The sequence below is a fragment of the Sinorhizobium sp. 7-81 genome (genome assembly GCF_030124405.1).
Lineage (GTDB): Bacteria > Pseudomonadota > Alphaproteobacteria > Rhizobiales > Rhizobiaceae > Sinorhizobium > Sinorhizobium psoraleae.
The window spans coordinates 183,038-208,503 of sequence record NZ_JASKLT010000008.1; the positions used below are offsets into that span (position 1 = coordinate 183,038).

27 protein-coding genes are annotated in these 25,466 nt (G+C 61.9%); 10 read left to right on the forward strand and 17 right to left on the reverse strand.

Going from position 1 to position 25,466, the window contains the following annotated elements:
* Positions 1-42: 42 nt before the first annotated feature.
* The gene (locus QN224_RS23975) at positions 43-819 is read left to right on the forward strand and encodes a DUF3108 domain-containing protein (RefSeq protein WP_173509252.1); all 777 of its coding nucleotides are present in this window, start codon (positions 43-45) and stop codon (positions 817-819) included.
* A gap of 208 nt (positions 820-1,027) precedes the next feature.
* On the forward strand, positions 1,028-1,918 hold the full coding sequence (locus tag QN224_RS23980; protein WP_283978648.1) for a DMT family transporter: 891 nt from the start codon (positions 1,028-1,030) through the stop codon (positions 1,916-1,918).
* A 3-nt stretch (positions 1,919-1,921) separates the two neighbouring features.
* Here QN224_RS23980 and QN224_RS23985 read toward each other — a convergent pair whose 3' ends face one another.
* Complete coding sequence (locus QN224_RS23985) at positions 1,922-2,365, reverse strand: cupin domain-containing protein (protein WP_283978649.1); 444 nt, start codon at positions 2,363-2,365, stop codon at positions 1,922-1,924.
* Positions 2,365-3,135: a hydroxyacylglutathione hydrolase gene (gene gloB / locus QN224_RS23990; protein WP_283978650.1), complete on the reverse strand. Its 771-nt coding sequence runs from the start codon at positions 3,133-3,135 to the stop codon at positions 2,365-2,367. Before gloB ends, QN224_RS23985 begins: the two co-directional genes overlap by 1 nt.
* A gap of 99 nt (positions 3,136-3,234) precedes the next feature.
* On the opposite strand from gloB, the gene QN224_RS23995 reads away from it, so the two are divergent.
* From QN224_RS23995 to QN224_RS24005, 3 genes are all read left to right on the forward strand, one after another.
* Entirely contained in the window at positions 3,235-4,005 is a 771-nt protein-coding gene (locus QN224_RS23995; protein ID WP_173509256.1) for a class I SAM-dependent methyltransferase, read from the forward strand.
* Between the two features lie 79 nt (positions 4,006-4,084).
* Entirely contained in the window at positions 4,085-5,191 is a 1,107-nt protein-coding gene (hisC, locus tag QN224_RS24000; protein WP_283978651.1) for a histidinol-phosphate transaminase, read from the forward strand.
* Entirely contained in the window at positions 5,191-6,114 is a 924-nt protein-coding gene (locus tag QN224_RS24005; protein ID WP_283978652.1) for a prephenate/arogenate dehydrogenase family protein, read from the forward strand. Before hisC ends, QN224_RS24005 begins: the two co-directional genes overlap by 1 nt.
* Positions 6,115-6,153: 39 nt before the next feature.
* Here QN224_RS24005 and QN224_RS24010 read toward each other — a convergent pair whose 3' ends face one another.
* Positions 6,154-7,167, reverse strand: a complete 1,014-nt coding sequence (locus tag QN224_RS24010) for a DUF2125 domain-containing protein (RefSeq protein WP_283978653.1) — start codon at positions 7,165-7,167, stop codon at positions 6,154-6,156.
* Positions 7,168-7,431: 264 nt separating this feature from the next.
* On the opposite strand from QN224_RS24010, the gene QN224_RS24015 reads away from it, so the two are divergent.
* Positions 7,432-8,004 carry a gamma-glutamylcyclotransferase gene (locus QN224_RS24015; protein ID WP_173509260.1) on the forward strand — a complete coding sequence of 191 codons (573 nt, stop codon included), beginning with the start codon at positions 7,432-7,434 and terminating at the stop codon, positions 8,002-8,004.
* Positions 8,005-8,074: 70 nt separating this feature from the next.
* Here QN224_RS24015 and QN224_RS24020 read toward each other — a convergent pair whose 3' ends face one another.
* From QN224_RS24020 to ftsE, 4 genes are all read right to left on the reverse strand, one after another.
* On the reverse strand, positions 8,075-8,857 hold the full coding sequence (locus tag QN224_RS24020) for a 1-acyl-sn-glycerol-3-phosphate acyltransferase (RefSeq protein ID WP_283978654.1): 783 nt from the start codon (positions 8,855-8,857) through the stop codon (positions 8,075-8,077).
* A 259-nt stretch (positions 8,858-9,116) separates the two neighbouring features.
* Entirely contained in the window at positions 9,117-9,818 is a 702-nt protein-coding gene (locus QN224_RS24025) for a YdcF family protein (RefSeq protein ID WP_283978655.1), read from the reverse strand.
* A 191-nt stretch (positions 9,819-10,009) separates the two neighbouring features.
* Complete coding sequence (locus QN224_RS24030) at positions 10,010-11,017, reverse strand: ABC transporter permease (RefSeq protein ID WP_283978656.1); 1,008 nt, start codon at positions 11,015-11,017, stop codon at positions 10,010-10,012.
* The gene (gene ftsE, locus QN224_RS24035; protein ID WP_167528349.1) at positions 11,010-11,669 is read right to left on the reverse strand and encodes a cell division ATP-binding protein FtsE; all 660 of its coding nucleotides are present in this window, start codon (positions 11,667-11,669) and stop codon (positions 11,010-11,012) included. Before ftsE ends, QN224_RS24030 begins: the two co-directional genes overlap by 8 nt.
* A gap of 432 nt (positions 11,670-12,101) precedes the next feature.
* Here ftsE and QN224_RS24040 point away from each other — a divergent pair, with 432 nt between their 5' ends.
* The 3 genes from QN224_RS24040 (at position 12,102) to QN224_RS24050 (ending at position 14,002) form a co-directional block, all read left to right on the forward strand.
* Complete coding sequence (locus QN224_RS24040) at positions 12,102-12,743, forward strand: hypothetical protein (protein ID WP_283978657.1); 642 nt, start codon at positions 12,102-12,104, stop codon at positions 12,741-12,743.
* 68 nt (positions 12,744-12,811) lie between these two features.
* Positions 12,812-13,357: a hypoxanthine phosphoribosyltransferase gene (gene hpt, locus QN224_RS24045; RefSeq protein WP_283978658.1), complete on the forward strand. Its 546-nt coding sequence runs from the start codon at positions 12,812-12,814 to the stop codon at positions 13,355-13,357.
* Between the two features lie 285 nt (positions 13,358-13,642).
* Positions 13,643-14,002 (forward strand): response regulator, encoded by a 360-nt coding sequence (locus QN224_RS24050; protein ID WP_136508849.1) that lies wholly within the window; start codon positions 13,643-13,645, stop codon positions 14,000-14,002.
* 84 nt (positions 14,003-14,086) lie between these two features.
* Here QN224_RS24050 and QN224_RS24055 read toward each other — a convergent pair whose 3' ends face one another.
* The 4 genes from QN224_RS24055 to argH form a co-directional block, all read right to left on the reverse strand.
* Complete coding sequence (locus QN224_RS24055) at positions 14,087-16,723, reverse strand: TIGR02302 family protein (RefSeq protein ID WP_283978659.1); 2,637 nt, start codon at positions 16,721-16,723, stop codon at positions 14,087-14,089.
* Positions 16,724-16,977: 254 nt separating this feature from the next.
* Positions 16,978-18,246 (reverse strand): diaminopimelate decarboxylase, encoded by a 1,269-nt coding sequence (lysA, locus tag QN224_RS24060; RefSeq protein ID WP_283978660.1) that lies wholly within the window; start codon positions 18,244-18,246, stop codon positions 16,978-16,980.
* Between the two features lie 14 nt (positions 18,247-18,260).
* Complete coding sequence (locus QN224_RS24065; protein ID WP_283978661.1) at positions 18,261-18,452, reverse strand: lipoprotein; 192 nt, start codon at positions 18,450-18,452, stop codon at positions 18,261-18,263.
* Between the two features lie 223 nt (positions 18,453-18,675).
* Positions 18,676-20,079 carry an argininosuccinate lyase gene (gene argH, locus QN224_RS24070; RefSeq protein ID WP_283978662.1) on the reverse strand — a complete coding sequence of 468 codons (1,404 nt, stop codon included), beginning with the start codon at positions 20,077-20,079 and terminating at the stop codon, positions 18,676-18,678.
* 26 nt (positions 20,080-20,105) lie between these two features.
* Between argH and QN224_RS24075 the strand changes: the two genes are divergently transcribed.
* Positions 20,106-20,801 (forward strand): TlpA disulfide reductase family protein, encoded by a 696-nt coding sequence (locus tag QN224_RS24075; protein WP_283978663.1) that lies wholly within the window; start codon positions 20,106-20,108, stop codon positions 20,799-20,801.
* Between the two features lie 3 nt (positions 20,802-20,804).
* Here the strand turns inward: QN224_RS24075 and QN224_RS24080 are convergent, their stop codons facing one another.
* From QN224_RS24080 to QN224_RS24105, 6 genes are all read right to left on the reverse strand, one after another.
* Positions 20,805-21,677, reverse strand: coding sequence for a 3-hydroxybutyryl-CoA dehydrogenase (locus tag QN224_RS24080; protein WP_173509271.1), 873 nt, complete (start codon positions 21,675-21,677; stop codon positions 20,805-20,807).
* Between the two features lie 156 nt (positions 21,678-21,833).
* Entirely contained in the window at positions 21,834-22,763 is a 930-nt protein-coding gene (locus QN224_RS24085; RefSeq protein WP_173509272.1) for an electron transfer flavoprotein subunit alpha/FixB family protein, read from the reverse strand.
* Between the two features lie 24 nt (positions 22,764-22,787).
* A complete protein-coding gene (locus QN224_RS24090) occupies positions 22,788-23,537 on the reverse strand; it encodes an electron transfer flavoprotein subunit beta/FixA family protein (protein WP_283978664.1) in 750 nt (249 codons plus the stop codon).
* A gap of 291 nt (positions 23,538-23,828) precedes the next feature.
* Positions 23,829-24,620 (reverse strand): rhomboid family intramembrane serine protease, encoded by a 792-nt coding sequence (locus tag QN224_RS24095; RefSeq protein ID WP_283978665.1) that lies wholly within the window; start codon positions 24,618-24,620, stop codon positions 23,829-23,831.
* A 30-nt stretch (positions 24,621-24,650) separates the two neighbouring features.
* Positions 24,651-25,229, reverse strand: a complete 579-nt coding sequence (locus QN224_RS24100) for a cob(I)yrinic acid a,c-diamide adenosyltransferase (protein WP_283978666.1) — start codon at positions 25,227-25,229, stop codon at positions 24,651-24,653.
* A gap of 17 nt (positions 25,230-25,246) precedes the next feature.
* Positions 25,247-25,450 (reverse strand): twin transmembrane helix small protein, encoded by a 204-nt coding sequence (locus QN224_RS24105; protein ID WP_173509276.1) that lies wholly within the window; start codon positions 25,448-25,450, stop codon positions 25,247-25,249.
* Positions 25,451-25,466: the final 16 nt, after the last annotated feature.

The following is a 25,466-nucleotide window of genomic DNA, read 5'->3' on the forward strand; positions in this document are numbered from 1 at the left end:
CCAGAGAATTGCAACGACGGCAGAACGACAGGGCTTTCGGGCATGAACAGGCGCAATGGCTTCCGGGCGTCAGCATTGCTGACCGCGATGATGTTTTCCACAGCGTCCTCGGCTGCGGATATCGCGCATCAAACGGATTACAGCATTTCGCTTGCCGGCCTGCCGCTCGCGCGGGCCACTTTCCACACCGAGCTTGAAAAGAATCGCTACACGATTTCCGGCACACTGAATTCGGCCGGCCTCGTCGACATCATCAGCCGCACGTCCGGCCAGACACGCGTTTCCGGGGTGATCGGGAATGATCATCTGCGCGCCTCGCAATATTCGATGTCCTATCGCAGCGGCAGGAAGTCGCGTGCGATCAGCGTCACCTTCCGCAACGGCAATGTCGTGCGTGCGAGTATGACCCCGAAACGCAACCCGCTCCCGAAGAACTGGGTGCCAGTAACGAGCCGCGACATGCGCAACGTGCTGGATCCGCTCTCCGGGCTGATCATTCCGGGGAAGAGCCGGGTCTGTCCCAATACGCTGCCGATTTTCGATGGCGAATCGCGGCTCGACATCAAGCTGTCGCCCAGGGGAACCCGAGCCTTCAAGACCCGGGGATTTAACGGCGAAGTCATTGTCTGTGGTGTCCGCTTCGTGCCGAAGGCGGGATACAGGAAGGGTCGTGAGGACGTCGAGTATCTGCGCCGGCTGGAGACGATGGAGATCTGGTTCGCAAAAGCCGAGACCGTCAATGTCTATGCTCCGGTCTATGTCCGCATCCCGACCAAGCTTGGTCCCGTGACCGTTTCCGCGACGCGATTCGGCGGGTGATCGATCCCGATCTTCTCTTTCGCTCGTCGCGAACGGGCGCTAACTATAGCGCCGCGCGTCTTATCAGACGCGCAAAGGACGCTGTAGCACCTTGAATTGCCGCATGTTTTTATCCTTAAATCGGCTACGATTTAAGGAAACATGCAGTAGCAGGGCATGATTGATTTGACGCGGCTTTCACGAAGGTGAGCCGGGCGTGGGGACAGGAATGAAGTTCAAGGCAACGCTGATCGGTTTTTCCGCGATCCTGATGTGGTCGCTGCTGGCGCTCTTTACAGCTGCTTCGGGCAAGATGCCGCCGTTCCAGCTTTCGGCGATCTGCTTCCTGATCGGCAGCCTGCCGGGCATTGTCGTACTGGCTGTGAAGCCGGAGCGATTCGCGCTTTTGAAACAGCCCGCGAAGGTCTGGATCATCGGCATTGCGGGTCTTTTCGGCTACCACTTTCTCTATTTCACCGCGCTTCGCAACGCCCCGGCGGTCGAGGCGGGCCTTATCGCGTATCTCTGGCCGCTGCTGATCGTGGTCGGCTCGGCGCTGCTGCCGGGAGAGAGGCTTCGCTGGTATCATATCGCCGGGGCGCTCGCAGGACTTGGCGGCACCATCCTGATCGTCGCCCGCAATGGCGTCGCCTTCGACGAGGCGTATACACTCGGCTACGGCGCGGCATTTCTCTGCGCCTTCACCTGGTCGGGTTATTCCTTGCTGACGCGCCGCTTCGACGCGGTTTCGACCGATGTCGTGACCGGATTCTGCCTGGCGACCTCCATCCTTTCATTCCTCTGCCACCTCGGTCTCGAGACGACGATCTGGCCGCAGACGGCTTTCGAGTGGCTTGCCGTCGCCGGGCTTGGCCTTCTGCCGGTCGGCGCGGCCTTCTATGCCTGGGACTTCGGCGTGAAGAACGGGGATATCCAGCTCCTCGGCGTTGCAAGCTATGCGGCGCCCGTTCTCTCAACGCTGGTCCTGATCCTCTTCGGCTTTGCGGAACCCTCGTGGCGAATAGCCGCAGCCTGCCTGCTTGTGACCGGCGGCGCGGTGCTGGCAGCGAGGGACATGGTCTTTCGCAAGAGCAGGACTGCCCCGCAGCCGGCGGAGTAGGCGTCAGTTCTTTGGCGGCTGCCAGTCGGGGGCCGCCATCTCGAATGCGGAAAAATCGAATCCCGGCGCGACGGTGCAGCCGACGAGCGTCCAGTCTCCGAGCGAGGCGGCCGACTGCCACCAGTTGGCGGGGACGACGTGCTGCGGCCTTTGTCCGTCAAGCAAATCCGGTCCAAGGCGAAAGCGCGAAGCCGGTTTGCCCGGCTCGGCGATGCTGAGTTCGAGAGGGGCGCCCGCGTAATAGTGCCAGATTTCGGCCGCGTCACGGACGCGGTGCCAGTGCGACCGCTCGCCCCTTTCGAGAAGATAGTAGATCGCCGTCGAATGGCTGCGCGGCGCGCCGAGGTCGTCGCGGAAGGTCTCCACATACCAGCCGCCCTCCGGATGTCTCGCCAATCCAAGCGCGTCGACAATCGCGGCTGGCGTGAGATCCCGTGAGACGTCCATCAGAAATTATCCTTGCGCTTGCGGATCTCTGCAAACACCTCCGCGTCACTGGCGCCCTCCATCCCGAGATGCTTGCGGATCTTCTGATCGCCCGCGCGAAGGAACGGATTGGTCCGCTTTTCGAGGCCGATGGTCGTCGGCGCGGTGAACCCGCCATCCGAGCGCGTCTCTTCGATCTCAGCGGCGCGCGCCTTGAGGGCCGCGTTTTCGGGATCGACCGTCACGGCGAAATGCGCGTTGGTAAGCGTGTACTCGTGGCCGAAGTAGACCGACGTGTCGTCGGGGAGCGCCGTCAGCCGGTTCAGCGATTGCCACATTGTCTCGGCAGTTCCCTCGAACAGTCGCCCGCAGCCGAGTGCAAACAGCGTATCCGCGGCAAACAGCATCCTGTCCTGTGGGAAATGGAAGCAGATGTGGCCCGCGGTATGTCCCGGCGTTTCGATGACCTCGACCGGATGACCGGCAAAATCAAAATGGTCCCCTTGGCCGACGCTCCTGTCGATGCCGGGGATCTTCGATGCCTCGCCTTTCGGCCCGATGATCGTAACCCCGAAGCGTTCCTTGAGACTGACATTCGCCGCCACGTGATCGCCATGGTGGTGGGTCGTCAGGATGTGCGTGAGGCGCCAGCCCCGCCGCTCCAGTGTGTCGAGGATCGGTTGCTCCTCCGGTGCATCGATCGATGCCGTTGCGCCGCTCTCCGGATCATGGAGAAGCACACCAAAATTATCGGTACGGCAGAGGAAGAGGTCGAGTTCGAGCGCGGCCATGATGAGGTCCTCCGATCGGGTGTGACGAGGGCTGCGGGCGAAACCGCTTCTGCCGAATGTAGCGAGGCTCGCCTTGAAGTCTACCGCCCCAAAGCTAACATGTTGGCCATGCACACGGATATCGTCGATCTTCGCCAATTTTATCATTCCGAGCTTGGCCGGATGGCGGAGCATTCCGTCAGCATGGCGCTCTCCTCGGTCTGGGCGCGCTTGCCCGAGGAGCGGCTGGTCGGGCTCGGCTATGCCGTTCCCTATCTCGAGCGCTTCCGGGCGGACACCGAGCGGACCTTCGCCTTCATGCCGGCCGGGCAGGGTGCGGTGAACTGGCCAGTCGCCGAGTTGTCTTCGACGGCGCTGGTCTTCGACGAGGAACTGCCGCTGCCCGACGCGTCGATCGACCGCGTGCTGATGGTGCATTCGCTGGAATTCGCCGAAAGCCCGCGCGAAACGATGAAGGAAATCTGGCGGGTCCTTGCGCCCGGCGGCCGGCTGGTTATCGTCGTTCCGAATCGCCGCGGCGTCTGGGCGCGGATGGAGCACACCCCGTTCGGCTCGGGACGACCCTATTCGCGCGGTCAGTTGACGGCGCTGCTCCGCGAGACGAATTTCACGCCGGGCGCCACCTCCGAGGCGCTGTTCTTTCCACCGTCGAAGCGCAAGATCGTCCTTCGCCTGCGGCACAGCCTGGAGCGGTTCGGCCGTTCGCTTTGGCCGGTGTTTTCCGGGGTGATCATCGTCGAGGCGCAAAAACGGCTCTATCAGGGCCTGCCGGTGGCCGTCCGCGCTTCGCGCCGCGTCTTCGTTCCGGTGCTGGCACCGCACGGCGTGCCAAGCACGCGCAAACGGTTACCAGAGGTCAAAGCCCCATAAGGCAGGGCTGTCGCACTCGACAAATTTCCTCTGCCCGGCTATTGGCTTTGCCACAATTCCTCCCGTGAAAGCCGATCCGATGAACCTTGTTTCAAAGAGCCCGCAGCCGCGTCCCGGCATTCTGGACATCGCCGCCTATGTGCCGGGCAAGGAGCATGCGCCGGGTGTTGCCAAGGTTCACAAGCTCTCGTCGAACGAGACGCCGCTCGGTCCAAGTCCGAGCGCGCTTGAGGCGTTCCGGAACGCAGCCTTCAATCTCGAACGCTATCCGGACGGTCAGGCGCAAGCGTTGAAGGACGCGATCGCTGCGGTTCACGGCCTGAACCCGGCCAATATCGTTTGCGGCAATGGTTCCGACGAGTTGCTCGGGCTTCTCTGCCACACCTATCTCGGTCCGGGCGACGAGGGAATCATCACCGAGCACGGATTCTTAGTCTACAAGATTCAGATCCTGGCCGCCGGCGCCGCAGCAGTCACGGTCAAGGAAAAGGATGCGCGCGTCGATGTCGATGCGATCCTCGCGGCCGTGACGGAACGGACGAAGATCGTCTTCATCGCCAATCCGGCCAACCCGACAGGCACCTATATCCCGGTGGACGAGGTCCGCCGGCTGCACGCGAGCCTTCCCTCCGGGGTGTTGCTGGTGCTTGACGCTGCCTATGCGGAATACGTCCGGCGCAACGATTACGAAGCGGGCCTGGAACTGGTGTCGAGCAATCGCAACGTCGTGATGACGAGGACGTTCTCGAAGATCTATGGGCTCGCCGGGCTTCGCATCGGCTGGATGTTTGCCCCGCGCGAGATCGTGGATGCCGTCGATCGCGTACGCGGCCCGTTCAATCTCAATGCACCTGCGATCGCCGCAGGCGCGGCAGCGATCCGCGACCAGGCCTTCGTTGCCGTGGCGGTCGATCACAATCTTACCTGGCTCGCGAAAGTCACCGCGGCATTGCAGGCGATCGGTCTGCGTGTGACACCTTCCGTAACCAATTTCGTGCTGATCCACTTTCCGGGGACGGGCGGGAAATCGGCGGAGGAGGCGGATGCGTTCCTGACAGCCCGCGGCTTTATCCTGCGCTCCGTGCGCGCTTACGGTTTTCCCAATGCGCTCCGCATGACCATCGGTTCCGAGGAAGCGAACGAAGGCGTCATCGCCGCATTGACTGAATTTATGGGACAAAAATAATGGCTCAACAGTTCGAAACGATCGCCCTTGTCGGTATTGGCCTGATTGGGTCGTCGATCGCCCGGGAAGTCCGCGAGAAACAATTGGCAGGCACGATCGTAGTCTCCACACGGAGTGCCGCGACGCTGAACCGCGCCCGCGAGCTCGGCCTCGGCGACCGCTACACGCTTTCGGCGGCTGAGGCGGTCAAGGATGCCGACCTCGTTGTCGTTTCGGTGCCGGTCGGCGCTTCCGGCGCCGTTGCCGCCGAGATCGCCGCGCATCTGAAGCCCGGCACAATCGTCACCGATGTCGGTTCGACGAAGGGCTCGGTCATCGCGCAGATGGCGCCGCATCTGCCCAATACGGTCCACTTCATCCCCGGCCACCCGATTGCGGGTACCGAACATTCCGGCCCCGATGCCGGGTTCGTCGGACTTTTCCGCGGACGCTGGTGCATCCTCACGCCGCCCGTCGGCGCCGACGAAGAGGCCATCGCGAAGCTCAGGCTCTTCTGGGAGACGCTCGGCTCGATGGTCGATGAGATGGACCCCGAGCACCACGACAAGGTGCTGGCGATCGTCTCCCATGTTCCGCACATCATCGCCTACAACATCGTGGGAACGGCGGACGACCTGGAAACGGTCACCGAGTCCGAAGTCATCAAATATTCGGCCTCGGGTTTCCGCGACTTCACGCGTCTGGCGGCGTCGGATCCGACCATGTGGCGTGACGTCTGCCTGCACAACAAGGATGCGATCCTCGAAATGCTCGCCCGCTTTTCCGAAGACCTTGCCTATCTGCAACGGGCGATCCGCTGGGGCGACGGCGACAAGCTCTTCGATCTCTTCACCCGCACGCGGGCAATCCGCCGCTCGATCATCCAGGCGGGTCAGGACACGGCAATGCCGGACTTCGGCCGGCACGCAATGGATCCCAAATAGCGGGCAACCGCGAAGCGGCGGGAGACCGCCGCCTCGGCTTCAGAGCGCCGGCAGCACGCCAACCGGAATGAAGGCCAGGAAGGCGGTGCCGTCGCGGACGTTGAGTTTTACCGTTGCCTCATTCTTGCCGCCGGCCAGAGCCTTCAGCATGGTCGCGATGTTGTTGATCAGGTCCGTCTCCTCGGGAACGACCTTCATGAGGCTCGTGTGCCAGGCATCGATATTCATAATGGTCAGCGAAAACTCGCCGGATATCAGGCCCTGATCATTCACTGAGAACGGACCCGAGAGCTTCGCGCTCATTCCGTCGCCCGCATCAAGGGTCAAGTGACGCAGTTCGCCGCTGCTACCGCGCAGCATGTGTTCTGAAAGGGCACCCGCCTGCATCCACCCGGCTTTGCCAACGACGGTGACGTCCGCTGCGACATCGACCGGGGAGGCGAGGCTCGGTCCTTGCGCCGGGCGCAGGTCGAGCTTCTCCACGCTCAGGGCGGCGTCGAGGTCTTCGCCGTTCTGACGCAAGTGCATCTCGCCGTGGCTTGCGCCGAAGCCCAGACTGTCACCCGTCAGCGGCCAACGCGCCGTTCCGGTGAGATTGTCGTAGGCGATCGACGAGCGCTCCAGGCCCGACATCGTCGCGTTGAGGCTCGCATGCAGCAGCGTCCAGTCGGCCGAAACCGTAAGGCCCGGAGACATCCGGACCTCGGCGGGGCCGTCGAGTTCGACAACCGCGCGTCCCGGTTGATAGACCTGAGAAGCCGTCCTCAGGGAGCCGAAGGATGCGGATGCGCCGCGAAGATTGTCGTCGAGGCGCAGCTTGTCGCAGAAAAGACCGATGCGGAACGGGAAGCCCCGCACTTCCATGTCCGTGCACTCACCGCCAAGACCGTTTTCCCGTTTTTCGGAAAGATAGGTTGTCAGTCGCTTTTCGATCTGGTCCGCGGCAAAGAACCAGCCGGCGGAATAAATGCCAGCGGCGAGCACGATGCCCACTGCCAGCCAAAGAAATTTCTTGCCGGCTGGTGATCCGTTGGCGACATCGGTGACGGTCATTCTAATCGCGTACTCCAATTGGTGCTGTGGCGGAAACCGCTTCGGATCATCGCGATCGAAGACGAAAGGGCCGAAAGAACTTTTTGGTTTTCTCTCATCCCATTCCGGGTGGCGGTTGCCGATCCTGCAAACTATCTTCCATTCCTGTATACGGCGGCCGGCTGCCTCTTCCGTGTTCCGCAGTGTGTGCCGTAGAAGTTTCGGCTCGATCGGTCGCGACCGTGCCGGTGAATGATGCGACATGTGGCAAAGCGGCGTGTATGAATGGCAGTGGATATGGACGAATTTTGGGTCTTTGGCTACGGGTCCTTGATGTGGAACCCGGGTTTCCGTTTTGAGGAGAAGTCGACGGCACGCGCCTTCGGGTACCGCCGCTCCCTCTGCGTACACTCCTGGGTGCATCGCGGCACGGAGCAGCGGCCCGGTCTGGTGCTCGGCCTCGACTACGGCGGCTCCTGCATCGGCACCGCATTTCGCGTGCCGGGAAGCGAAAAGTCCGATGTGATCGGCTATCTGCGCGAGCGCGAGTTGGTGACGCAGGTCTACAAGGAGCGGACGATGCCGGTCCAACTCGCCGACGGACGCCGGGTGCCGGCGCTTGCCTATGTGATCGATCGCGGCCACGCCCAATATGCCGGGGCGCTCAGTGCGGCGGAAGCGGCGGAAACCGTCGCGATTGCATCCGGCAAGTCCGGGCCGAACAGCGAATATGTCCTTAATACGCTCGCTCATCTCAAAGAAATGGGCATCCGCGACCAGTGGCTGGAGGACGTAGTTGCACGATTGACCGCGACTGCAGCGCCGCGCGTCTTATCGGACGCGCAAAGGTCGCTGTAATCATTTGAATTATGCGTGTTTGCCTGAATCGGCTCCGCTTCAGGCAAACATGCAGTAGGGCGGTCGCAGCTCAGGCCTGACCGAGTTCGCGCAGCCGCTGCTCCGCCGTTGGCGGCAACGGCAGATGCGGATTGGCCTTGACCGTCTCGACAAGCAGCTCATCGCTTGCGGCCTCAGTCACCTCGATCAGCTTTTTGAGGAATGCATCCGGATCCAAGCCGGCCTCGACCGGAGGCAGGACGCGTACCTTGAAATGACCGGGGAAGCGCAGGAATCTGCGTCGCGGCCAGAAGAGGCCCGGGTGCATGGCGACGGGCACGACCGGAACCTGCAGGTCACGGTAGAGGCGGGCGATGCCATATTTGTATTCAGGTGGCGCGCCCGGGGGACGGCGGGTGCCTTCCGGATAGATAATCAACTGCCGCCCGGTCGCCATCTCGTTCTTGGTGCGCTCCATGACATCGGTCATCGCCTTGCCGCGCGCCGCGCGGTTCACCGGCACCATGCGCTGCTTGATGATGTACCAGCCGAACAGCGGTATCCAGGTAAGCTCACGCTTCAGGATATAGAACGGATCGTCGAGCCAGGGCAGGAGCGCGTAGGCATCCCAAAAGGACTGATGCTTCGGCGCGAAAATATAGGGACCATCCGGAATATTCTCCAAGCCTTCGATTTCGAAGGTCGTGCCGACGATCTTCTCCAGGAGCCAATGATTGCTGCGCACCCAATTCTTCGGCACGAACCAGGCCTTCTTGCGGGGAAGAAGGAAATAGATCGGCGTCAATACGATCATCTGGACGACCAGATTGGCATAAAACACCAGGTTGAAAAGGATCGAACGCAGGATGATCATCAGGTGGCTCTCGATGCGGACTACAGCGCCCCCCCGTCTTAAGACGCGCAAAGGACGCTGTAGAACTTTGAAGCGCTGCATGTTTCCTTAAATCGGCTACGACTTAAGGAAACATGCAGCAGGCGGCGATTGGTGACCGGGGGCCGGCCACTCCGCTGCCTACACGAATATATCGCCAAGGAAAACCGCTGCCACGGCACCGCAGGCCTTTACCAGCGCAAAAGTCGCCGTCCGCTTGCTCCGGGGCGTAGCCACGCTTTTACTCTTCCGCCGGGGTCACCCGAGAGGAAATGGCCGCCCTCAGGCCGTTCGTCGGACGCGCGCCCATCATGTCGAGCACGGAGGCGACGGAATATTTGGCGTATTCAAGCAGAATGGCCTTCAGGACCAGCGGGTTGCGCAGCCAGTTTGTCGTCCTCAGATCGGAATTGATGACCGGATAGGCCATGAAATCCGTGTCGGGCTTGGCGCGCCGCAACTCCAGAAGGCTGCGCGGCATATGGTAATTGTTGGTGACGACAAGCACGCTCTTGTAGCCCCGGTTGCGGATCCACTGGGCGGCCTCCCGGGCGTTGCCGATGGTGTCTATCGCTTCATGCCCGATGTCGACGCAGCATTTGAAGAGATCGGCCGAGCTCTGCGTGTTTCGGCGTATCTGGCTTCCCGTCGTCGTCGGGTGGACGCCGGAAATCAGCAGACGCTTGCCTGCTCCCGTTTTCAGGAGATCCACCGCCTGATCGATCCTCTGGAAACCGCCCGTCAGGACGACGATTGCATCGGCCTTGGGATGTGTGGGCGGCTGCAGCGTTGCGACCGTATCGGCAAATTGCAGGAAACCGCCGATGAAAATGGCGAGGAATACGAGCAGCACGAAAAAGGTCCGGCGCAGCAGCTTGCGCAACAAGCTGCGGGACCGGCGGCGGCGCGCGGCTCTCTCCCGCCATCTGCCCCTCTCGGCCATTCCGCTCTCGCGTAATTCTCGCCCCATCGTGATTCTCTTCACACACAGCGCCGCGCGTCCAATCGGACGCGCAAAGATCGCTGTAGCACTTTGAATTGCTGCATGATTCCTTAAATCGCTTCCGATTTAATGAATCATGCAGTAGCCGCAGATTGCGGCAAGGAATAGATGGCGTGAGCGGTTCATGGCTGTCAGCTTTGAAAGGTATCCGTCCGGCCGGGATCCGACCGGATGAGGTCGATTTCGTAGATCGTCCTCATGACTGTAAGGCGCGCCGTCAGAGTCGTCAGCAGAGCGATGACGATTATGATCGCGAAAATGCCGAGATAACCGGTATAGCCGATGGCAAACCGTCCGAACAACGCCGTCGCCTGGTCCGTTTCGGGGGTGGCAAGCGTTTGAGATTGCCAGAAGCTGGCGGCAGCGAAGGAAAGTGCGGCCAGCAGACCGCCGGTACCGGCGCCTTTCAGGCTGATTCGGAGGAAGTGCTTCTGGAACTCGGAGGCCACGAAACCCGCCTCCGCACCGACGAAGTGAAGTACTTCGACGATGTGGCGGTTGCCGGACAGTGCACCGCGGGTTGCGAAGACGACGGTGAGGACCATGGCGGAGAATACCAGCGCAAGGACGCCGCTTCCGATCATCGCGGTGGTGTTGGCCATCGCCACCAGGCGGTCGACCCAGGTGCGATGATCGTCAAGAAAGGCCTGCGGGATGGTTTCCGTCAACGCCGCGCGCATGGCGGCGAAATCGGGCGGGTTGTTCTCGTCGATGGTAATGACGACCAGTCGGGGCACAGGCAGTTCGTCAAGGTCGAGACCTTCGCCGAGCCACGGCTCCAGGAGGCGGGCCGTGGCTGCCCGGTCGATGATCTTCCCGCCCGTGGTGCCGCTGAAGGTCAGAGCCAAGTCCTGCGCATCGGCCAGCGCCTTCTCCATGTCGAGATTGTCGTCCGGCTTGATCTGGATGGTGATTTCCCGCGAGATCTGGGACTGCCAGCTTTGCGCCGTCGCTCGCACCATGCTGACGCCGCCGAGCGTCAAGCAGGCGAGGAACGACATGATGGCGATAACGCACATCAGCGCATGGCCGGAGACATTGGCCGAAGGAACGATTGGACCGGTCGGGCGCACGCGCATCTCGGCGCGGCGTTGCTGCTGCGGCTCGGGTTCGCGGCGGGGGACGCTGTTCTCATTCATAGATGTCGAGCCGCCCCTGTGACAGGATCATGCGCCGGGCTTCGACCTGATCCATCAAGGACAGGTCGTGGGTGGCGATCACCACCGCCGTCCCGAGCCGGTTGAGCTCGAGAAAGAGGTTCAGCAGCCGGCGTGCCATCGGCGGATCGACGTTGCCCGTCGGCTCGTCGGCAAGCAGGATCTCCGGCCGGTCGATCAGAGCTCTTGCGATCGCCGCACGTTGTTTCTCGCCGCCCGAAAGCACCGGCGGCAGGACGTTGATGCGCTCGCCGAGGCCGACCCATTTGAGAAGTTCGAGGACATCCGCGCGGTAGCTTGCCTCCTCCTTGCCGCGCACCCGCAGCGGCAGGGCAACGTTCTCATAGGTCGTCAGGTGGTCAAGCAGGCGGAAGTCCTGAAAAACGATGCCGACGCGCCGGCGCAGCATCGGGAATTCGTCTCTCGGGATGGAGGAGATGTTGCGATCGAACATTCGGATCAGGCCGCGCGTCGGCTGCAGCGACAGAAAGAGCAGCCGCAGCAAGGTCGTCTTGCCGGCGCCCGAGGGGCCGGTGAGAAACTGGAACGACCGGCGCGGAATGTCGAATGTCAGGTCCCGGAGGATCTCCGGTCCCATGCCATAGCGCAATCCGACATTCTCAAAGTGAATCAATGGGACAGCCCAGTCTCTCTTCACGACCTTCGACACCCGCGAAGCGATCGTCCGAGCGTACGGCGCCGCGCGTCCCATAAGACGCGCAAAGATCGCTGTAGCACTTTGAATCGCTGCATGTTTCCTTAACTCGGCTCCGGTTTGAGGAAACATGCAGCAGGACAGCACGCCTGCCAAGGCTAAACCGCGTGCGGCACGATGGTTAAGCAGCGGTTCATTTTCCATGAAAAGGCGCCGCTTTCACGGCCTCTTTCCGAAACATTAACCATTTCGGTTTACGTGTCGTAAGGATTTGATGCAATGCCCTGTTTCTTGCACAGGCCGGTTACAGGCATTGCCCGCAAGCTCCGCTCAAGGCTGGCGCCGGTCGAGCCGTCGATCCGGCCACATGATGCGTCGGAAGGAGAGCCGGAGTGATCCCGAGGGGGAACGATGCAGGCATTTCGTTCAAAAACCGCCGCACGTGTCGATCTGCTTCCGCCGGAGCGGGATGCGCGCCCAAGCGGAGCCGTGTCTAGAAACCCGAATTATGTCGACGCGGAATTCGAGACCATCGCCAACACGGTCCGGCCCAGCCCCTATCCGGTCTTCAACGACAATCGGCGTGGTCAACGCCTCTCTGCGGCGCAGGCCGGCAAACCGGCTCGGCAGGTTCTGACCGTTATCGAGACGAGATTGCGCGCCATGCCGCCCCGACGTTTTGCTGGGCTGGTCGGCGGCCTCGGCCTTGGGGCGTTCCTTCTGATCGTGGGCCTCTTCAACGAAGACCAGGCGGACGCCCGACCTCTGTCGATCGGTGGCGTCACGACTTCCTTCGATTATGCCGGCGGCATGCGTGTGCTTTCGGTCCACGGAAGCATCGACAACCGTTCCGGCACCGAGCAGCATCTGCCGCTGGTCGTGGTCGACGTCAGGAGCAATGGCCGGAAGGTGACTGCAACGCGTTTGATGCCCGACGGCGCGTCGATTGCACCCGGCGAGAGCCGTCATTTCGCTGCCCGCCTTCCTTACGCGGGCGGGAAAATGCCTGACGTGACGGTTTCTTTCGCCGAAACCAGTGTTTCTCGGCTCTGATTGTGCTAAGCGGCGCCTGAAAGGGAAGGCGCTCCTGTCTTCCGCAATTAAGCGCTGGAGAGCCCCGCATGCCCGTCGTTCGCGGTAAGAACATCGAAGTCCTTTACAGCGCCGAGACGATCGCTGCCCGCAATCACGAACTGGCCGACGCGATCGTTCGCGGTCCGCACAAGGATCTGCTGGTCATTTCGATATTGAAAGGTTCGTTCATCTTCGCTGCCGATCTGATCCGCGCCATGCACGACGCCGGTCTCGCGCCGGAGGTCGAATTCATCACGTTGTCGAGCTACGGCATGGGCACCGAGTCCAAGGGCGTAAAGATCACCAAGGATATCGACAGCGACGTGCACGATCGCGATGTCTTGCTGATCGACGACATTCTCGAGTCCGGCCGGACATTGCGCTTCGCGAAGGATCTGCTTCTGGAGCGCGGCGCGCGCAACGTCACGGTCGCCGTTCTCCTGGACAAGCGGATGAAGCGGCGAGTCGATCTGGAGGCGGATTATGTCGGCTTCGAGTGCCCGGACCATTTCGTCGTGGGTTACGGCATGGACGTCGCCTACGCCTTCCGCGAACTGCCGTTCGTCGGCGTCGTCACCGGCGACGCTGAGTGATAGCGAGGCTCCGACGCGCAAATGTCGTTGCCGTCCTTGGATCGGAAGAACGACCGATGTCTGGCCTTTTCTGAAAATCGACGTTCCGGCGTTTACCGAAAGCAAACGAAAAGCTGTTTGTTTGAAGGAGCGTCACGGCTTCGGCCACTCTGAAGCGCGACGTCGGCATATGCTCGAAATCGGAAGCGATTTTCGGAAGGCATGATGCTCGAGTTCAAACGATGAGCGTCCTTTGCATTCCAGGGGGCGCATGGCGCTCTATGGGAGCGAAGACGGGAGGCCATGATGGCGAGAATCCTGATTACCGAGGATGAGGATGCCTTGCGCTCATTTGTGGCGCGCGCATTGCGACTCGATGGGCATGAAACTGTCGAGGCCGGGGATGGAGCCGACGGGCTCGCCTGCCTTCAAAGCCAGGCCTTTGATTTGCTCTTGTCCGACATCCGTATGCCGGTGATGGACGGCATTGAATTGGCCCATCAGGCATCTGCCGCGTTTCCCGCGCTCAAGATCCTGCTGATGACCGGCTACGCGGAACAGCGCGAACGCGCGGACGATCTCTCCGGCAAGGTTGTCGATGTGATTTCCAAGCCGTTCTCGCTGCCCGATATCCGCAAGGCGGTCGCCCTGGCACTCGTCGCCTGAGGCCTCCGCTTTCCGGCCTTCGCCGCCTCGGCGAGGGCCGACTCCTGCTTAAATCGAATCCGGTTTAAGGAAATCACGCAGTCGTCAGCGCATGTCGAGCAGGCGTTCGAGGTATTGCCGCTCAGCTTCCGGAGACAGGCTGTCGCCGAGCTTGCGGCGGATCGCGTCGAGGATTTCGCGGGCGCGCTGTGTATCGATTTCGTCCGGAACCTTGACCTGATCGCCGAAGTCGGGGCCGACGTTCTGCTGGCGACGGCCGAGCGGGTCACGACCGTTCTGGCCATATTGCGGAACGCCCTGTCCGGGACCTTGTCCCTGTCCCTGGGCCTGCATCTGGTTCATCATGTCCTGTGCGCCCTCGCGCAGCGCCTGCAGCGCCCGGCCCTGGTTGCCGACAGCCTGTTCCCCTTGGCCTTCGCCCAAAGCGTCGGCGGCGCCTTTCATTTCACGCTGTGCCTGGCCGAAGCCCTTGCCGGGTTTGATGCCAAGGTCTTCAAGGCCCTTCTGCAGTTCACCAAGTTGCTTGCCAAGCCCCTCCTGCTGCTGCCTCAGTTGCTTTAAGGCCTCCTTCAACTGTTCGGCGGTCATGTCGTCAAGCGGGCTGGGCTGAGCGTTGGGATCGTTCCGCTGCCCGGGATCCTGAGGCATGTCCTGACCGAAAAGTTCGTTGTCTTCGCCCTGCAGCGGGTCGCCACGCTGCATGCGGTCGCGCAACGCCTGGTCCAGTTTGAAGGTCTCGTCCATCAACTGTTGCTGCTGCTGCATCAATTGGCCAAGCTTGTCCATCTGCTGGCGCATGGCGTTGTTCTGCTCGCCCATCTGCGGCATGCGCCCGGCCTGCAGGTTGTTCATCATTCTTTGCAGTTCGGACAGGAGTTGGCGCGCCTGATCGCGCGCACCCGACCGGGCCAGATTTTCGATCTGGTCCATCATCTTCTGCAGATCCTGCTGGCGCAGCACGTTGTTCTGGTCGGGGTTGGCCGCCGTGCGCGGATTTTTCGCGGCTTCCTGGGCAAGTGCCTGCATGTATTCCTGCATCGCCTGGCGCAACTCCTGCATCAACTTGGCGATTTCCTCATCGGAAGCATTGCGTTCGAGTGCGTCCGAAAGCGCCTGCTGAGCGTCGCGCAGCCGCCGTTCGGCAAGCGACAGGTCTCCGTCCTCTATGCCGAGCGCAATTTCCCACAGATGGTCGGCCGCGTCCCGCAGCATGTCGTCATTGCGCGCGAGCGTCATGCGCGTACGTGCCGATTGGATCAGAAGGAAATGCGTGAGGTTCGGGATCGTCTCCTCCGCATAGAGCGTCAGCGCGTCATTGAGATCGATCGCGCGTGGCAGGTCATTGACATTGAGCGCGAAGACCTGGCGTTGCTCCGCAACCGCGGCAGCGAGCGGTTCGAAGAACTGGCGTGCGGGGAGGATTGTTTCCTGAGGCACGCTTCGGCCTTCCTGACCGGCGGCATCGCGGGCGACCAAGGTGATAAGCACACGCTCTCCGGCGAGCGGATGCTCGCTGAGGTTCCGGCTCGTGGTTCCCTTGGCCTCACGGGCATTGCGACGCGGCAAGTCGAGGCGGTACTCAGGAGGAGGGTAGAGCGACCGGGCGCCGGCAGGCGGCTCATCGACCGGCTTGATCTCCGCCCAGGCCTGCGCGATGCCGTAGTCGTCATGCGCGAGGAAGCTTATTTCGAGCGCTGCATTCACGGTTGGGCGCGGTGCGCCATCGAAAGCGATGTCCGGGACGCTGTCGGGCGTGATTTTGAAGTTCCAGCTTTGCCCACCGACCGAAAGCGTTCCGTCCTTGGTTATTTTGTAGAGATGGTTGCGGACGCCGTTTCGCGGTGCCTGAGCTGTGTCCTGCGTTTCCTTCTTCGGCTCCGATCCCGCCTTGTCGTCGGAAGTCGGAACGACGATCGGCTCCGATCCGCCAGCTTCGGCATAGCTGACGCGAGCCTCCGGTCCGGCGCCGGTTATCCTGACGGTCAAATCGCTGAACTGCGGCACGGTGATGAGAGCTTTTTCTTGAGCCGGGGGCTGCTCCTGAGCCGGCCCCGTATCCTGTCGGCCAGTCAGGAAAATCGGCGCGCGGCCCGTGTAGGCCGGCGGCGTCACCCAGGCATCGATGCGGATGTCCGCCGCGACGACCTGTTGCTGAGGAAGCCGGAAAGCGTCCGTTACCAGCCCCGCGCGGTTCGAATAGGAGTAGGCGAAGGCCAGGCAGGCAAGCAGCACGGGGACCGCCCTCAGCGCGAGGGGATCGTGACGGGCGATGTCGGGACGCGGCAGGCCGGTGTCCAGACCGCGCACCAGTCGCGCCATGCGCGCCTGGTGCTCGCGCCACAGCGCCGCCCCGAAAGCTCCATCCGTCGCCGGCGTGTCATCCTGAACGCGGATCGCCTGGTGGGGCAAATAGTTCCGCTCCTCGAGCATCCGGTCCGCATCGGCGTTTTCCGGCCAGCGGATCCGCGTCAGCGGCAGCAGCGAAAAGAACAGTCCGGCGAAGAAGGCGAGAAGCATCGCGGCATGCAGCCACAGCGGCGCTACACGGAAGAAGCCGAGCCAGCCTGCGGAAAGGAACAAGAGGACAAGCGAGGCTGGCATCAGAGTGCGAGGCAGCACCTGCTCCGCCAAAAGGACCGAACGAGCGAAAAACCTCTTGGTTGCCAGCATTCTGGCAAACGGCTTCGGTTGTGGCGTGTTATCCCGCCCGAATTGCGTCATCCGCCCAAGTTCCCTTTCGGTCGCTCATGATCACTCTCCTGCATGTTTCCTTAAATCGCAGTCGATTTAAGGATAAAACATGCAGCAATTCCAAGTGCTACAGCGTCCTTTCCGCGTTTGATAAGACGCGCGGCCTGTAGTCGATCCTCGCACCGCAGGATAGCACCGTTTGTGGCGAAGACGAGGGCGACAACAAAAACGTGATCGCCACACGGCTTTGCGCGGTGAGGATCAGAAAACCGAATGAGATTGGCTCAGTCGAGCCAGTCCGGCACGGAGTCGAGGCCTATCAGGCTATCGTAATCCGTGCGCGGACGGACGACATGGAAGCGGTCGCCCTTGACGAGCACTTCCGGCACGAGCAGGCGGCTGTTGTAGGTCCCCGCCTGTACGGCGCCGTAGGCACCGGCCGAGCCGATCGCGAACAGATCGCCCGGTTTCGGCATCGCCATTTCGCGATCAAGCGCCAGATAGTCGCCGGTTTCGCAAACGGGGCCAACCACGTCGGCCTTGATGCGCGGCGCGTTGGCTGCGGAAATCCTTACCGGCCGGATTTCGTGGTAGGCCTCGTAGAGGGTAGGGCGGATCAGGTCGTTCATCGCGCCGTCGACGATGACGAAGGTCTTGTCACCGCCGTCCTTCACGTAGATCACTTCGGTGACGAGAATGCCGGCATTGCCGACGATCAGCCGGCCGGGTTCCGTCACGATCCGGCAGTCGAGACCCTTGAGCTGGCTCTTGACGATCTCGGCATAGGCATCGGGCAGCGGCGGCGGATTGTTGTCGTCCTTGTAGGGAATGCCGAGACCGCCGCCGATATCGACATGATCGATCACGTGACCGTCGGACCTGAGGGTATCGACGAGTTCACGCAGCAGCTTGAAGGCATCGTCGAAGGGCTGCAGCTCGGTGATCTGGCTGCCGATATGCATGTCGATGCCGGTAACCTTGATGCCGGGCAGGGTGGCGGCATGGGCATAGACGCCACGCGCCCGCTCCCAGGAGATGCCGAACTTGTTTTCCTTCTTGCCGGTCGAAATCTTGGCATGGGTGCGCGCATCGACGTCGGGGTTGATGCGGAAGGAAACATGTGCCTGCTTGCCGGCGCGCAGCGCCCGCTGGTTCAGGACCTCCAGTTCCGGTTCGGACTCGACGTTGAAGCAATAGATGCCCACTTCAATCGCGAGATCCATTTCGCGCGCGGTCTTGCCGACGCCGGAAAACATGATCCGGTTTGCCGGAACGCCTGCGGCAAGCGCGCGACGAAGTTCGCCTTCGGAAACCACGTCGATACCCGCGCCAAGCCGGGCCAGCGTCTTCAGCACGGCCTGGTTCGAATTGGCCTTCATGGCATAGCAGACCATGGCGTCAACGTCGGCAAAGGCTTGCGCGAAAACCCGGTAATGCCGTTCCAGCGTCGCGGTTGAATAGCAATAGAAGGGTGTTCCGACGGCTCTTGCGATGTCCGTTACGGGGACGTCTTCGGCGTAGAGAATTCCGTCACGGTATTCGAAATGGTTCACGGCGTTTGCTCGGTTCAGAGGAGGGGATCAAGCAGGAAGGGTCGGTCCTCTACCGTAGCCTTCTCTTCGACGGTTCCGGCCGGCGCTTTCGTGTTGAGCGTCGTGGCGCCGGGTCTGTCGAGATCGCCCTTACGCCCACAACCGATGAGAACCAGCCCGGGGATAGCGAGCACAAGCGCAAGCCGGGCTGCCTTCGTCAATGTCATCGTCATTTTCCTTTGCCGGAACGGGAGCCGATTGAGTTGGAGCGGGCGGATTTCTCGCGCCGCTCCGGTGCGATGTCTTATCGATTTTTCAGGGCCTTGTGCACCCTTTTTCTGCGCCGCCCAAAGCGCGTCGCATTCAATGGGAGCCAGGCGGCGCGCTTTAAGTCTTTGCTTGCATGCATGTCGTTGTCCCGAACCGCTGCACACTTTCGGGCGACATGCATTAGTTGCGGGCGCGCCACCAGGCGATCTGCTTGCGCACCTCGGCCGGCGCGGTGCCGCCGAAGCTGGTGCGGCTTGCGACCGAGGCCTCGACGGTGAGCACGTCGAAGACCTTCTCGGTGATCGCCGCGTTGATCGACTGCAGGTCGGCGAGCGAGAGATCGGCGAGATCGCAGCCCTTCTGCTCGGCAAGCGCGACGGCGCGGCCGGTCACGTGATGGGCATCGCGGAAGGGGAGGCCCGCTTCCCGCACCAACCAGTCGGCAAGATCGGTCGCCGTTGAATAGCCGGAGCCGGCGGCGGCCTTCATCCGGTCGGCACGCACGGTCATGTCACGCACCATGCCGGTCATCGCCGCGATCGCCAGTTCGAGGCTCTCGGCCGCGTCGAAGACTTGCTCCTTGTCCTCCTGCATGTCCTTGGAATAGGCGAGCGGCAGGCCCTTCATCACGGTCAGCAGCGCGACCAGCGAGCCGTTGATGCGTCCGGTCTTTGCACGCACGAGCTCGGCGGCGTCGGGGTTCTTCTTCTGCGGCATGATCGACGATCCCGTCGAAAAAGCGTCCGACAGACGGATGAAGCCGAATTGGGGCGTCGACCAGATGACGATCTCTTCCGCCAGGCGCGACAGGTGGGTCGCCGCGATCGAGGCGATCGAAAGGAACTCCAGCGCGAAGTCGCGGTCGGAGACGGTGTCGATCGAATTGCGGGTCGGCTCGCGGAAGCCGAGCGCCTTTGCGGTCATGTGCCGGTCGATCGGGAAGCCGGTGCCCGCGAGGGCGGCAGCGCCGATCGGACTCTCATCCATGTGCTCGATCGCGTGGCGAACACGCGAGCGATCGCGGCCGAACATTTCGACATAGGCCATGCAATGGTGGCCGAATGTGACCGGCTGTGCCGTCTGCAGATGGGTGAAACCGGGCATTACAGTATCGGCATGCTCTTCCGCGCGATCCAGGAAGGCGGCAATGAGCGCCGTCAGAGCCTTTTCGGTCTTCTGCAGCTCCTCCTTCACCCAGAGGCGAAAATCGAGGGCCACCTGGTCATTGCGCGAGCGTGCCGTGTGCAGCCGGCCGGCAGCAGGACCGATCAGGCTTGCCAACCGCGCCTCGACGTTCATGTGGATGTCTTCGAGACGCCGCGAGAATTCGAATGCGCCGCTTTCGATCTCTGACAGGATTGTGTTGAGCCCGTGAACGATCTTGTCTTTGTCGTCCGCTGAAATGATGCCTTGATGCGCCAGCATGGTCGCATGCGCTATTGAGCCGCGGATATCCTGGGCATAGAGCTTCTTGTCGAAGCCGATCGAGGCGTTTATCTCCTCCATGATCGCATCCGGGCCCGAGGAGAAGCGCCCGCCCCACATCTGGTTGGAGGATTTCGTCTCGGAACTGCCGTCAGCCATGAGGATGCCCGCCCTTGGAGAATGAAATGCCAGACCAGAAGAAAAGTCCGCTGGCCATCAGGTTGTTCGCGCTTGCCGCCCTTTTCGGCGTGATCGTCGGCGCGGCTGCGGTATACGTGAAGGAGACGGGGTCTGGCAATGCCATAGGGCCTGGCGATGGCGCTGCGCCGCAAACGGCTCAAGGCGGGAGCTGCCCGCAAGCCAAACAGAAGATCGCCTCGCTGACTCCCTTCATGAAAGGGCAGGTTGCGGCCATGACGCCGGCGGCCGACCCGCGCCCAATCGGCGGCCTCGACTTCAAGGGGCCGGATGGTAAACCGCTGACGCTCGCGGCCTTTGCCGGCAAGACGATCCTCGTCAATCTTTGGGCAACCTGGTGCGTGCCCTGCAGGGAAGAGATGCCGGCCCTGAACGGGCTGCAGAAGGCGCTCGGCGGCGACCGCTTCGAGGTCGTTGCGGTCAACATCGATACTGGCGACGACGACAAGCCGAAGGCCTTCCTCGACGAGATCGGCGTTCGCGAACTCCGCTACTACCGTGACGCGTCGATGGGAGTCTTCAACGCGCTCAAGAAGGAGGGCCTCGCTTTCGGCCTTCCGGCAACAGTGCTTCTCGACGAGAAGGGGTGCTTGATCGGATCGATGAACGGCCCCGCCGCCTGGGAGAGCGAGGATGCCAAGCGGCTCATCGAGCAAGCGCTCGGCTCGATGGCCGGGAGCTGACCGTCAGCGCGTCGGAACGGGAACGTCGCCGCGATAGTCGTAGAAGCCGCGGCCTGACTTGCGACCGAGCCAACCAGCCTCGACATATTTGACCAGCAGCGGGCAGGGGCGGTACTTCGAGTCCGCCAAGCCATCGTGCAGCACCTGCATGATCGAAAGGCAGGTATCGAGACCGATGAAGTCGGCCAATTGCAGTGGCCCCATCGGATGGTTCGCACCGAGCTTCATCGCCGTGTCGATGGCTTCGACGGTGCCGACTCCCTCATAAAGCGTATAGATCGCCTCGTTGATCATCGGCAGCAGGATTCGGTTGACGATGAAGGCGGGGAAGTCTTCCGCGACGGTGACTGTCTTGTCGAGATGGGCGACGAATTCCTTCGCGGCCTTGAACGTTTCTTCCTCGGTCGCGATGCCGCGCACCAATTCGACCAGCTTCATCACCGGCACCGGATTCATGAAGTGGATGCCCATGAAGCGCTCCGGACGATCGGTCGCGGAAGCGAGCCGCGTGATCGACAGCGAAGAGGTGTTGGTCGCGAGAATCGCTTCCGCTTTCATAAGCGGACAAACCTGCCCGTAGATCTTGCGTTTGACCGTTTCGTCTTCCGTCACCGCCTCAATGACGAGATCGGCCTGCGAGAGATCGTTCATGTCGGCGGAACCCTTGATCAGGGAGAGCGCCTTCTTGCGGTCCTCGTCGGTCATCTTGCCGGAGGAAACCTGACGGGCGAGATTGCCGTTGATGGTGGCAAGCCCGGCCTCGATGCGGTCCGCAGCAAGATCATAGAGCTGTACCTTGTATCCGGCCGCTGCTGAAACATGGGCAATACCGCAGCCCATCTGCCCAGCGCCAATAATTCCGACAGTCTTGATCATCGAAGCGAACATCCATCTTCAAGAGATTTCGGCGGCTTTGCTGCCGCAGATATAAAAATACCGGGCCGATTGGGTCGGCCCGGTACGATTGTTAATGCCAAGCCCGCGCTTTTTCCAGCCTTTTTCATGCCGGAGGTAAACGCGTTTTACGCGTGGTTACAGCGCCTTTTCGAGTTCCGGCAGCGCATCGAAAAGATCGGCGACGAGGCCGTAGTCGGCGACCTGGAAAATTGGCGCTTCCTCGTCCTTGTTGATGGCGACGATCACCTTGGAATCCTTCATGCCGGCAAGATGCTGGATCGCGCCGGAAATGCCGCAGGCGATGTAGAGGTCGGGGGCGACCACCTTACCGGTCTGGCCGACCTGCCAGTCGTTCGGGGCATAACCGGCATCGACGGCGGCGCGAGATGCGCCGACGGCGGCACCGAGCTTGTCGGCAACCGGCAGGATCACTTCCTTGAACTTTTCCGACGAGCCGAGCGCCCGGCCGCCGGAGATGATGATCTTCGCCGAGGTCAGTTCCGGCCGGTCAGAGGACGACAGCGCATCGGAAACGTGGCTGGAAAGGCCGGGATTGGCGGCGGCCGCAACCGTCTCGATCGGCGCCGAGCCGCCTTCTGGAGCGGCGGCGAAAGAGGCGGTGCGGACGGTGATCACTTTCTTCGCTTCGGTCGTCTGCACCGTCTGGATGGCGTTGCCGGCATAGATCGGCCGCTTGAAGGTGTCACTGGAAACCACCTCGATGATTTCCGACACCTGCGAGACGTCGAGCAGCGCTGCGACGCGCGGCATGACGTTCTTGCCGACCGAGGTGGCGGCGGCAATGAGCGTGTCATAAGAGCCGGCGAGCGAAACGATCGTTGCCGCCAGCGGCTCGGCGAGGTTGTTGGCAAGGCTTTGATCGTCGACAACCAGCACCTTGGCGACGCCGGCAAGCTTTGCCGCCTGTTCGGCAACGGCCTTGGCGCCAGCGCCGGCGACCAGCACATGCACGTCGCCGCCAATCTTCGTCGCTGCCGTCAGCGCCTTGGCGGTCTGGTCGGAAAGGTTCGTATTGTCGTGGTCAGCCAGAAGCAGAATGGCCATGAGTAGTGTCTCCCTTTCCTGATGTTATAGAACGCCGGCTTCGGTCTTGAGCTTTTCGACGAGCTCGGCGACCGACTTGACCTTGACGCCGGCCTTGCGGCCCGACGGCTCTTCAGTCTTCAAAACCTTCAGCCGCGCCGTCGTCTCAACGCCGAAATCGGCCGGGCTCTTCTTGTCGAGCGGCTTCTTCTTCGCCTTCATGATGTTCGGCAGCGAAGCATAGCGCGGCTCGTTGAGGCGCAGGTCGGTCGTGACGACCGCCGGCAGCTTCAAATCCACCGTCTGCAGGCCGCCATCGACCTCGCGCGTCACCTGAGCCTTGCCGTCGGCAATCTCGACCTTGGAGGCAAAGGTGCCCTGGGCCCAGCCGAGCAGCGCCGACAGCATCTGGCCGGTCTGGTTCGAATCGTCGTCGATCGCCTGCTTGCCGACGATGATCAGCCCCGGCTGTTCGGCTTCGGCCACGCCCTTGACGATCTTCGCAACGGCGAGCGGCTCGACCTGGTCTTCGGTCTCGACGAGGATCGCGCGGTCGGCGCCCATGGCGAGCGCGGTGCGGAGCGTTTCTTCGGCCTTGGCCGGGCCGATCGAGACAACGACCACTTCACTCGCCTTGCCGGATTCCTTCAGCCTGAGCGCCTCTTCGACCGAGATCTCGTCGAACGGGTTCATCGACATCTTGACGTTGGCAAGCTCGACGCCGGAACCGTCCGCCTTCACCCGGATCTTGACGTTGTAGTCGACGACCCGCTTAACCGTCACAAGTACTTTCATGGATTCATTCCCTCCAAGAGCTTTCGCAGGAAAATGCCCCTTAACAGAGCTGCCTGATTGTCGGTTGGCGACATCGATACGCGTTTTTTCTCCAATTACAATCGTCGCCCGCGAAGCTAAATCGATATAATCCCGAGATTTTGAATTACGTTTACGTACACGTAAGCTTGCGGTCTGGCAAGAGGTGAGGCCGGGAACGTCAAGTGGCCCGAAGGGCGCCATCCGCCACAGGGGCAACGCATTGAAATCGCGTTTTATATCGGCGCCAATAGGGCACGTTGAGATCAGGTCTCAGGTAGGACGTCCCCAAGGTGTAGGCGGTTTTCGCGTGCCAGTGGCGCTGGCGTCGATCTCGTCGGTTCGCTCCGCGCGATGCTCGACGGCGCGCGGGGTGACGATCGTGCGGTCGAAAAGCGGAACGCCGCGACGTCGCAAAATGACCACCAGCAAAAGCCCCGCGACAATGCCGCCGACATGAGCGCTCCAGGAGACACCGCTGCCGGAGTCGACCACCAGCATGAAGAATTGCTGGCCGATCCAGAATGCGAGCGGGATCGCGGCGGGGAGCGGCAATGGAATGCGGAAGAGGACGAGCACCCAGACCCGCACCTTCGGATGGAGCAGGAAGTAGGCGGCGACGACGCCCGAGATGGCGCCGGAAGCGCCGATCAGCGGCGCTTCCGAGGCGGGATCGAGCAGTCCGTGTGCGAGCGCGCCTGCCGCCGCGCACAGCAGGTAGAAGACGAGGAAACGGAAATGCCCGAGCGCGTCCTCGACATTGTCGCCGAAGACCCAGAGAAACAACATGTTCATCGCCAGATGCATGAAGTCGCCGTGCAGGAACGAATAGGTGACGAACGTGAATTGGTCGGGGACGATGACGAGCGACGGATCGAGGGTGGCGTAGTCGAAGATCAGTGCCGGGATGTAGCCGAGCCCGAGCACTGCCGCATTCGCGAATTCCTCGGTGGCGATCGGGCCGGTAACCAGCCAGACGGCGATGTTGGTGACGATCAGGGCGATCGTCACATACTGCATGCGTATGTGCTTCAGCGTGTTCCTGTCGTGAAGCGGTATGAACATGCGGCCCCCGAGCGCGATTCTTGACGAACGTTATCTGTTCTTGCCCGGAACCCAAAGCACATCGGCGCGTCCCTTGTCATTTGCCCAGCGGGCCGCGACGAAAAGGAAGTCCGAGAGACGATTGATATAGGCGATTGCATCGCGGCTGACGATCTCGCCGGCCGTCTGCCCAAGCGCCACCATCTGCCGTTCGGCGCGGCGCGCGACGGTACGGGCTACATGCAGGGCTGCGGAAGCCGGGCTGCCGGCCGGCAACACGAAAGAACGCAGGGGCTCGAGTTCGGCATTGAGGCGGTCTATCTCCGCCTCGAGCCTTGTGACCTGGGCGGCCGCGATCCTCAGCGGCTCATACTCCTGCTTCTCGCCGGTGTCGGGCGTCGCCAGGTCCGCGCCGAGGTCGAAAAGGTCGTTCTGAACGCGCATCAGCATTGCGTCGAGTTCGGCCATGTCGCCGGTATGGAGGCGCGCGAGGCCGACCAGCGCGTTCGCCTCGTCGACCGTTCCGTAAGCCTCGACGCGAAGGTCGGACTTCGAACGGCGCGGGCCGGAAACGAGGCTCGTGGTGCCGTTGTCACCGGTTCTCGTGTAGATCTTGTTGAGCCTTACCATGGTGCCCCTGCCTGCGCTTAGCTCGGCCGTCCGCCGCCGGTGATCCAAAGTGTCAGCATGATTAGAGCGATGGCGATCGCCTGCAGGACGATGCGCGCCTGCATCAGCTTGTTTGACGTGTTGCCGCTGCCGCCCGTGGCCATGTTGAAGAGGCCACGGATCAGGACGATGACGACCAGGCCCATGACGAGCAGGGTCAGGCCGGTGAAGAAACTGGACATGATGAATATCCTCCGG

Coding starts and splice junctions, on each gene's coding strand:
- QN224_RS23975 (WP_173509252.1), top strand. CDS start 43: ATGAACAGGCGCAATGGCTTCCGGGCGTCAGCATTGCTGACCGCGATG.
- QN224_RS23980 (WP_283978648.1), top strand. CDS start 1,028: ATGAAGTTCAAGGCAACGCTGATCGGTTTTTCCGCGATCCTGATGTGG.
- QN224_RS23985 (WP_283978649.1), bottom strand. CDS start 2,365: ATGGACGTCTCACGGGATCTCACGCCAGCCGCGATTGTCGACGCGCTT.
- gloB (WP_283978650.1), bottom strand. CDS start 3,135: ATGGCCGCGCTCGAACTCGACCTCTTCCTCTGCCGTACCGATAATTTT.
- QN224_RS23995 (WP_173509256.1), top strand. CDS start 3,235: ATGTTGGCCATGCACACGGATATCGTCGATCTTCGCCAATTTTATCAT.
- hisC (WP_283978651.1), top strand. CDS start 4,085: ATGAACCTTGTTTCAAAGAGCCCGCAGCCGCGTCCCGGCATTCTGGAC.
- QN224_RS24005 (WP_283978652.1), top strand. CDS start 5,191: ATGGCTCAACAGTTCGAAACGATCGCCCTTGTCGGTATTGGCCTGATT.
- QN224_RS24010 (WP_283978653.1), bottom strand. CDS start 7,167: ATGACCGTCACCGATGTCGCCAACGGATCACCAGCCGGCAAGAAATTT.
- QN224_RS24015 (WP_173509260.1), top strand. CDS start 7,432: ATGGCAGTGGATATGGACGAATTTTGGGTCTTTGGCTACGGGTCCTTG.
- QN224_RS24020 (WP_283978654.1), bottom strand. CDS start 8,857: ATGATCATCCTGCGTTCGATCCTTTTCAACCTGGTGTTTTATGCCAAT.
- QN224_RS24025 (WP_283978655.1), bottom strand. CDS start 9,818: ATGGCCGAGAGGGGCAGATGGCGGGAGAGAGCCGCGCGCCGCCGCCGG.
- QN224_RS24030 (WP_283978656.1), bottom strand. CDS start 11,017: ATGAATGAGAACAGCGTCCCCCGCCGCGAACCCGAGCCGCAGCAGCAA.
- QN224_RS24040 (WP_283978657.1), top strand. CDS start 12,102: ATGCAGGCATTTCGTTCAAAAACCGCCGCACGTGTCGATCTGCTTCCG.
- hpt (WP_283978658.1), top strand. CDS start 12,812: ATGCCCGTCGTTCGCGGTAAGAACATCGAAGTCCTTTACAGCGCCGAG.
- QN224_RS24050 (WP_136508849.1), top strand. CDS start 13,643: ATGGCGAGAATCCTGATTACCGAGGATGAGGATGCCTTGCGCTCATTT.
- QN224_RS24055 (WP_283978659.1), bottom strand. CDS start 16,723: ATGACGCAATTCGGGCGGGATAACACGCCACAACCGAAGCCGTTTGCC.
- QN224_RS24065 (WP_283978661.1), bottom strand. CDS start 18,452: ATGACATTGACGAAGGCAGCCCGGCTTGCGCTTGTGCTCGCTATCCCC.
- argH (WP_283978662.1), bottom strand. CDS start 20,079: ATGGCTGACGGCAGTTCCGAGACGAAATCCTCCAACCAGATGTGGGGC.
- QN224_RS24075 (WP_283978663.1), top strand. CDS start 20,106: ATGCCAGACCAGAAGAAAAGTCCGCTGGCCATCAGGTTGTTCGCGCTT.
- QN224_RS24080 (WP_173509271.1), bottom strand. CDS start 21,677: ATGATCAAGACTGTCGGAATTATTGGCGCTGGGCAGATGGGCTGCGGT.
- QN224_RS24085 (WP_173509272.1), bottom strand. CDS start 22,763: ATGGCCATTCTGCTTCTGGCTGACCACGACAATACGAACCTTTCCGAC.
- QN224_RS24090 (WP_283978664.1), bottom strand. CDS start 23,537: ATGAAAGTACTTGTGACGGTTAAGCGGGTCGTCGACTACAACGTCAAG.
- QN224_RS24095 (WP_283978665.1), bottom strand. CDS start 24,620: ATGTTCATACCGCTTCACGACAGGAACACGCTGAAGCACATACGCATG.
- QN224_RS24100 (WP_283978666.1), bottom strand. CDS start 25,229: ATGGTAAGGCTCAACAAGATCTACACGAGAACCGGTGACAACGGCACC.
- QN224_RS24105 (WP_173509276.1), bottom strand. CDS start 25,450: ATGTCCAGTTTCTTCACCGGCCTGACCCTGCTCGTCATGGGCCTGGTC.